This window comes from Bradyrhizobium genomosp. I (2014) (assembly GCF_000261685.1).
Lineage (GTDB): Bacteria > Pseudomonadota > Alphaproteobacteria > Rhizobiales > Xanthobacteraceae > Bradyrhizobium.
In genome coordinates this window covers 1-7058 of sequence record NZ_AJQE01000054.1, presented here as the reverse complement: position 1 = coordinate 7058, position 7058 = coordinate 1, and the positions used below count along the sequence as shown (strand labels likewise).

The 7058-nt window shown below is 64.9% G+C and carries 6 protein-coding genes and 1 pseudogene; 5 read left to right on the top strand and 2 right to left on the bottom strand.

Translation table 11 applies throughout. The annotated features are described in order from the left end of the window. A pseudogene (locus tag IC50_RS06185) lies at nt 1–205 on the top strand (MFS transporter); the annotation flags it as partial. A gap of 89 nt (nt 206–294) precedes the next feature. Further along, nucleotides 295–672, top strand: coding sequence for a hypothetical protein (locus tag IC50_RS06180; RefSeq protein ID WP_035701803.1), 378 nt, complete (start codon nt 295–297; stop codon nt 670–672). Nucleotides 673–715: 43 nt separating this feature from the next. On the opposite strand, the gene IC50_RS06175 is transcribed toward IC50_RS06180, so the two are convergent. Further along, a complete protein-coding gene (locus IC50_RS06175; protein WP_035701801.1) occupies nt 716–2041 on the bottom strand; it encodes an alpha/beta hydrolase in 1326 nt (441 codons plus the stop codon). 329 nt (nt 2042–2370) lie between these two features. Here IC50_RS06175 and IC50_RS06170 point away from each other — a divergent pair, with 329 nt between their 5' ends. Then, the gene (locus IC50_RS06170; protein ID WP_035701799.1) at nt 2371–3738 is read left to right on the top strand and encodes an APC family permease; all 1368 of its coding nucleotides are present in this window, start codon (nt 2371–2373) and stop codon (nt 3736–3738) included. 2 nt (nt 3739–3740) lie between these two features. Further along, a complete protein-coding gene (locus tag IC50_RS06165) occupies nt 3741–4955 on the top strand; it encodes a hypothetical protein (RefSeq protein ID WP_085973595.1) in 1215 nt (404 codons plus the stop codon). 21 nt (nt 4956–4976) lie between these two features. Here the strand turns inward: IC50_RS06165 and IC50_RS06160 are convergent, their stop codons facing one another. Next, nucleotides 4977–5534: a helix-turn-helix domain-containing protein gene (locus IC50_RS06160; RefSeq protein WP_035701808.1), complete on the bottom strand. Its 558-nt coding sequence runs from the start codon at nt 5532–5534 to the stop codon at nt 4977–4979. 354 nt (nt 5535–5888) lie between these two features. Here IC50_RS06160 and IC50_RS06155 point away from each other — a divergent pair. After that, nucleotides 5889–7058, top strand: a 1170-nt coding sequence (locus IC50_RS06155; protein ID WP_035701796.1) for an MFS transporter, incomplete at its 3' end; no start/stop codon positions are given.

The following is a 7058-nucleotide window of genomic DNA, read 5'->3' as shown; positions in this document are numbered from 1 at the left end:
GGCTGCGCCGCCGCTGGCATCGGCGACCGTCGCACTCAATACGTCCGTCCTCTATATCGGACAGGCGGTCGGCTCCGCCGTCGGCGGGCTGCTGTTTGCCCGCGAGCTCCTGCGCACCCTCGGCTTCGTCGCGGTCGGTTTCGTCGTGCTGGCGCTGATCCTGGTGGTCCTGACCCGGCCCCGTCCGATCGCCGCTACGGCCTGACTCCCGCGCTGGTGTGCGCAAGGTGCTTGGCAAACCGCGCGCGAGGGCGCTAGAAGGCCGGTCATGGGGACCAAAGAGAGTTGACTGAGATGAGGATGATTCTGGCGGTTGCCGCGGTGCTCTATTCAGCCTCCGCATTTGCGCAAACCGAGAAGCCACCGATGGTCGGGGACAAGCCGCTGGTCCAGGTCAGGCCCAAGGGGGCGAAAGAGGCTGCGGCCAAGCCCGCCGCGGCGGCGAAGGGCAAGCCGCAGTCGATCGCCGTCCGGCTCCAGGCCTGCCTCGAGATCGACGACGGCACCAAGGATCGCCTCAACTGCTACGACGCCGTGATCCCGCCAGCGCCGAAGCCGAAGCCGGCGAAGGCCAAGGGCTACGCCGATTGCCGGTTCTTCAAGGAAGAGGACGAGCGGCTGGCCTGCTTCAACGGCTTTGCCGAGAGCATTCCGAAGCTCCCCAAGAACTGATACCCGCCAGGCTCAGTCGCCGATCGAGGTGAGTAATATCGGCCTAACGGCTCGACCCGGATGGATTGGTGGAGGCGACGCGCGTGAGGGCGAGCGACGGCGTTGCCGACATCTTCACCAGCACGTCCTTGAGCGGATCCCGCGTCCAGGCGCGTGTCACGTAGTCGCGATGGGTGATCCCATCGCCGGTCTCCACGAACACCACACTGCCGGGACGGAGCGGCCCGTCGATGTCCTCGGAGACGCCGATGCCCTTCTCCCGCAGCATGCCCATCAGCTCGCGGTCGCGCCGCGCCGTGTAGCGGGTGTAGGAGCTGACGAAGAAGCCGGAACGGTGGCTCTCGATCCACGAGGCGAACTTGTCCATTTCGCCGTAGACGGCGTCGAGCAGCACCACGCCTCGGACGCGGTCGCTGATGCCGCCGACCTCCAGGCTCCAGGCCGTCGGCAGGAAGCCGCCACTGTAGCCGACGATCACGATCGGCATGTTGGCGAAAGCGCGCGCACTGTTGGGATCGCCGGTGATGCGGGCGAGATGGTCGGCCGCTTCCGCCATGAAGCGCTTGAAGCCGCCCGGTTGCCAGAACTTGCCGGCGCTGGAATCGGCGGCATCGACCGCCATTTGCGGTGCAAGGAGCACGGCATTGGCGCCGGAATCGGTGATCTGCCGGGGCACCAGCTGGCGGTCGCGTACGTCGCGTTCGAGCGTCGCGCCATTGCCGTGGAAGAACACCACGATCACGCCCGGCTTGCGCACGTCGAAATGCTCGGGCACGTGCACCAGCACGCGGCTGTCGCTGTAGGTCTCGTCCTGCCAGTAGACGCGCCCCGAATAGCTGCGGTGGCCGCGGCGGTCGCCCTTGGAGATGTTGAGGAAGGGGGCGTCGGAGGCGGGGTTGTTGCCGAAATAGGGAAAGGCCGACGACTTCATGCTGACGAGCGTCGTCAGATCCTCACGGGGCGGCCGCTTGTAGGGGACTTGCGGCTCGAGCGAGGCCACCTTGTAGGGCGCTTGCTCCGGCTGAGGCGGCTGCTGCATGGCGCGCTTGGGCGAGAAGTCCGACATCTGCCGTTGCAGGAAGCTCTCGCTCGCCGAAGGGAAGCGCTCCCTGAATTGCGGGGCAGGGAAGCGATCCTCGAACGTGTCGCCGCTTGCCACCCGCGCATTGGTCTTGGCGACGACCTGCACGTTGGCCTGAGAGTTCGCCGCGAGCGTCGCCGGATCGGGTGCCCTGCCGCATTGAGCCAGCGTCAGCGACAACGGCACCAGGGCTGAGATCAAGCCGAGCCGGAGCGCGCGACCGTGCCGACCGGACGGCGTCCGGTCGGCACGGGTGTCAGCTCTCAGTCTCGGAACGGCCCCGAACATCCACCCATGACCCCAAGCCACGACATCAAGTCCGTCGGCACATCTTTAAGACAATTGAGCCGACTGGCGTTTAGGCGACGTTAAGCGTCCGGAGAAACTTCCCCACATCCGGAACGCTCAAAAAGGACCATGCAATCGTGTCCTGATTGTGGGGAAGGGCAGCGGTAATTCCGGGCAGATCCAGCGTCATTCTTCAAAAGGGTGCCCGGACGGTGTTTCGTTACCCCGCTTTCGTTGCCTCATTTAACCCTTGTTAACCCTGCTTGAATTGACTGGGCCAAACTGCACGATGGGCCCACGAGGCGAGACGCCTGAGGTTAAGGACCCCGATGACGGCATCAGATGCGGGAACCGCAGCCTGGACTGGCCGGCTGACCGGGAGCGGGGCCGGGGTCTCCGTTCCGGTCGCAACCGCCATCGTCGTGGCCGACATGATCGGGGTCGGCGTCTTCACCAGCCTCGGCTTCCAGGTCAAGGACATCCCGTCGGGCTTCTCGATCCTGCTGCTCTGGACGGTCGGCGGCATCGTCGCGCTGTGCGGGGTGTTCGCGTACAGCGAATTGGGCGCGATGTTTCCGCGCTCGAGCGGCGAGTACAATTTCCTTGGCCGCGCCTATCATCCGGCCTTCGGCTTTCTCGCCGGCTGGGTGTCCGCCACGGTCGGCTTCGCGGCACCGGTCGCGCTCGCCGCGATGGCGTTCGGCGAATACGCCAAATCGGTCGTGCCCGATCTGCCGCCGATCCCGCTTGCCATCGGCGTGGTATGGCTGGTCTCGCTCGTGCAACTGACCGGCGTCCGGCACTCCTCGACCTTCCAGCTGATCTCGACCATCCTGAAGGTCGTGCTGATCGTCGCCTTCCTGGTCGCCGGCTTCGTCATCGGCGTGCCGCAGCCGATCGCCTTCACGCCGCAGCCGGGCGATCTCGCCCACATCGTCAGCGCGCCGTTCGCGATCGGCCTCGTCTTCGTGATGTATTCGTTCTCGGGCTGGAATGCCGCGACCTACATTATCGGCGAGATGAGCACGCCGCAGCAGAGCCTGCCGCGTGCGCTGCTCGCGGGCACGCTGATCGTGCTCGTGCTGTACGTCGCCCTCAACGCGGTCTTTCTCTATTCCACGCCGGTGAGTGCGCTTGCCGGCCAGCTCGACGTCGCCAGCGTCGCCGGCAGCGCCATCTTCGGCGACCTCGGCGGCCGGATCGTCGGCGCCATGATTTGCGTCGGCCTGATCTCCTCGATCAGTGCGATGATGTGGATCGGGCCGCGCGTGATGATGACGATGGGCGAGGACATTGCGGCCCTGCGCGTGTTTTCGAAGCGCTCGGTGAGCGGCGCGCCGGCCTATGCCGTCCTGCTCCAGCTCGCCATCGCCAACCTGCTGTTGTTCACGCGCAGCTTCGAGGCGGTGCTCGACTTCATCCAGTTCGCGCTGTTGTTCTGCTCGTTCTTCACGGTAGCCGGCGTCATCAAGCTGCGCATCACCGATCCCGACCTGCCGCGGCCCTATCGCGCCTGGGGATACCCGTTCACGCCGCTCGTTTTCCTGCTCGTGACAGGGTTCATGATGTATTACCTCTTGACCGAGCGGCCGGTGCAGTCGCTGTCGGGGATGCTCGTCATGCTCTCGGGCTTGTTGATCTATGCCGTCTTCCGCAGGCGGCCGGCCGCCGCTGCCGATTCACCGCATCGCGAATAGACATGCTCCGACCCCTGAGAATTGCGGCCGTCGCTCTCGCCCTCCTGGCCGCGGCCGTCTCGTGCGTGCACGCCGCCGAGGTCACTTTCGACGATACTGCGCGCTTTCTTGCGGGCATGCAGCCTTCGGCGGACTCGCCGCTGGTGCCGCTCACCAAGGACCCGGGCTGGCAGCGTCACGCAAAATTCTTCGACGGTGCTTTCGCTCAGCTCGAGCAGCGCCAGCTCTCGAAGATCCGCAGCTGGGTCGACGTCAATCTGGCCGCGCCGCGGCCGACCATGTTCTACATGTTCAGCGGCCCGGATTTCCTCTACGCCAACGCCTTCTATCCCAAGGCCAGCACCTACGTGCTCGGCGCGCTCGAGCCGGTCGGCGCGGTGCCGGACCTGACACGGCTCCCGCGCGGCTCGGTGAGCGCCGCGCTCTACAATGTCGAGCGCTCGCTCGGCTCGATCCTGAGCTTCTCCTTCTTCATCACCAAGCAGATGAAGGTCGACCTGCATACCAACCAGGTCAACGGCACCTTGCCGATCCTCTATGTCTTCCTCGCGCGCTCCGGCAAGACCATCCGCAATGTCGAGACGGTCGCGCTCGACGACAGGGGCGGGATGCACGCGGCTGGCGACAATCCGGGACGAAACGCAACGCGCGGCGTCCGCATCACCTTTGCGGGCAGCGATGGGGAAGCGCGCACGCTGTATTATTTCTCGACCGATCTATCCAATTCCGGCGCGCGCGCCGCAGGCTTCCTGAAGTTCTGCGAGACGCTCGGACCCGGCAACAGCCTGCTCAAGAGTGCCTCCTACCTGTTGCACTCCGGCAATTTCTCCGTCGTGCGCGACTGGCTGCTTGCCAACAGTGCCACCATCATCCAGGACGATTCCGGCATTCCGCTCGCAAACTACAGTGCCCGGCAATGGCGGTTCTTCCCATTCGGCCGCTATCTCGGGCCGATCGACGAATTCCCCGGCCGCTACCAGCAGCGCTACGCCGAATTGTTCACGCGCGCCCAGCCGATCGATTTCGGCGTCGGCTATCGCTGGCGGATGCACGAATCGAACTTGCTGCTGTCGGTGAAGGTGCCGGGCAGCGAGACCGCCCCCGCTGCGGAGACCACTTCGGCTGCGGAGCCGGCGCCAAGGCCGCCACGCCCGAAGCGGCTGCGGCCGCCGGAGTCGATCCCACCGTCACAGGGACGCTTCTTCTGGTTCCGGTAGGCTATTTGCCGACGCCGGGCGTCAGGAAGTCTGGGCCACGACGACCAGCACTTCGGCCTTCTGCCGGCCGAGGCTCCTGACCTCGTGTGGCGTCTCGCCTGAAAAATACAGGCAATCCCCCCTTCCGAGGACGAGCTCTTCGCCATCGAGCTTGATTGCGATCCTGCCGTTGATGACGAACAGCAGCTCCTCGCCCGCATGCGAGGCGCGCGTGGCCGCCTTGTGCGGCGGGCTCAGCAGAAAAGGCTCCATCATCTTGCGGGTGCGACCGGTCGCCAGCGGGACCACGCCAAACGTGTCCTGGAACAGCGGCACATTGCCGTCCTGGCGGCGGAACAGCGTGTAGCGCGGCGCCGGCTCGGCGTTCGGGTCGAAGAAGTTGGCGACATTGACCTCGAGCGCGGCGGCCATCCGCAGCAGGGCTGCGAGGGAGGGAATCTTGAGGTTGCGCTCGACCAGCGAGATGTAGCCGCGGGTGAGGTCGCTTTGCTTCGCAAGCTGGTCCAGCGTCAGGCCCCTGGCGATCCGCGCCTGGCGGATGTTGGCCCCGACCGCTGTCGCTTTGCTGACGTCAAGCACGCATGAGTCTCCCGTACTGCTGAAGCTGTTTTGCAACGGATGGCGCCAGACTGCCAGCCCGGCGGCCGGCAAGGCCCGCGCCGGTCGCCCGCAAACGTATTCCATTGGAAAACTTATGAGCAGAAATTTCGAGCAATGGCGCGGATAATATGAGCAGTTGAATTGGTATAACGCAAAAAAACGCTGAATTTAAGTGCAAAATGTCCGTCGTGCCGCGATCGTCGGCATTTGCCGCGTTCCGTGGCGTTGATTTCCTACAGTAAACATGATCGATTTTTACCGTCGCGGCTGCCGATGGGCGCAGCGACCGAACCAACTGCTTTTCCCAGGCGCCGGTACCTTTTGGAGAGATCGATGACCGTAGCAGACGACGTAACCCTGAACGTAGCGCCGGACGAGGCGGCGAGCTTGCGACGGATCGTGTGGTCGAGCGTGATCGGCACCGCGGTCGAATGGTACGACTTCCTCATCTATGGCACGGCGACCGCGCTGGTGTTCAACAAGGTCTTCTTCGCCGCCGGCAACCCCGCGCTCGCTACCATTGCGGCCTTCGGCACTTACGCCATCGGATTTCTGGCGCGGCCGCTCGGAGCTGCGATCTTTGGCCATTACGGCGACCGGGTCGGCCGCAAGGCGATGCTCGCGATCACGATCATGGTGATGGGCATCGGCACCTTCCTGATCGGCCTGCTTCCGACCTACCAGCAGATTGGCATTGCCGCGCCGCTGCTGCTGATCGGATTGCGCTTTCTCCAGGGTATCGGCCTCGGCGGCGAATGGGGCGGCGCTGTGCTGATGGTGGTCGAGAATTGCCCGACGCGCCGCCGCGGCCTGCTCGGCAGCATGGTGCAGGTCGGCAATCCCATTGGCAATCTCGCCGCGATCGGCATGTTCGCGCTGGTGGCGAGCCTGCCGGAGAGCGAGTTCATGGCTTACGGCTGGCGCATCCCCTTCCTGGTCTCGATCTTCCTGGTCGGCGTCGGGCTCTACATCCGCCTCAACATGGAGGAGACCGCCGCCTTCCGTCAGGTCCAGGCCAGGAAGGAAGTCGCAAGCCTGCCACTGCTCGAGATCTTCAGGCATCACCGCCGGCCGTTCTTCACCGCGGTCGGTCTGAAGATCTCCGAGATCGCCTATGCCAGCATCGGTGGTGTGTTCGTGATGTCCTATGCCACCGCCAATCTCGGCCTGCCGCGCGCGGTGGTGCTGAATGGGGCGTTCGCCGCATCGCTGGTCGCGCTGCTCGCTATCCCGCTGTTCGGCTGGCTGTCCGACCTGGTCGGCCGCAAGACGATGTTCCATGCGAGCTGCCTGTTCTCGGCGCTGTTTGCCTTCCCGTTGTTCTGGCTGCTCGACACCCGCGATCCGGCCATCGTCGTCTGCACCATCGTGGTCGCGATCACCTTCGGTCAAATGGTCATGTTCGGCATCGGCGCGCCCTGGTACTCCGAGCTGTTCACTGCGCGGCTGCGTTACAGCGGTGCTTCGCTCGGGTTCCAGGTCGGTGCGGCCCTGAGCGGCGGG

Excerpts from the sequence above, each read along its gene's own strand:
- IC50_RS06180 (WP_035701803.1), top strand. The coding sequence starts at position 295 with ATGAGGATGATTCTGGCGGTTGCCGCGGTGCTCTATTCAGCCTCCGCA.
- IC50_RS06175 (WP_035701801.1), bottom strand. The coding sequence starts at position 2,041 with ATGTTCGGGGCCGTTCCGAGACTGAGAGCTGACACCCGTGCCGACCGG.
- IC50_RS06170 (WP_035701799.1), top strand. The coding sequence starts at position 2,371 with ATGACGGCATCAGATGCGGGAACCGCAGCCTGGACTGGCCGGCTGACC.
- IC50_RS06165 (WP_085973595.1), top strand. The coding sequence starts at position 3,741 with ATGCTCCGACCCCTGAGAATTGCGGCCGTCGCTCTCGCCCTCCTGGCC.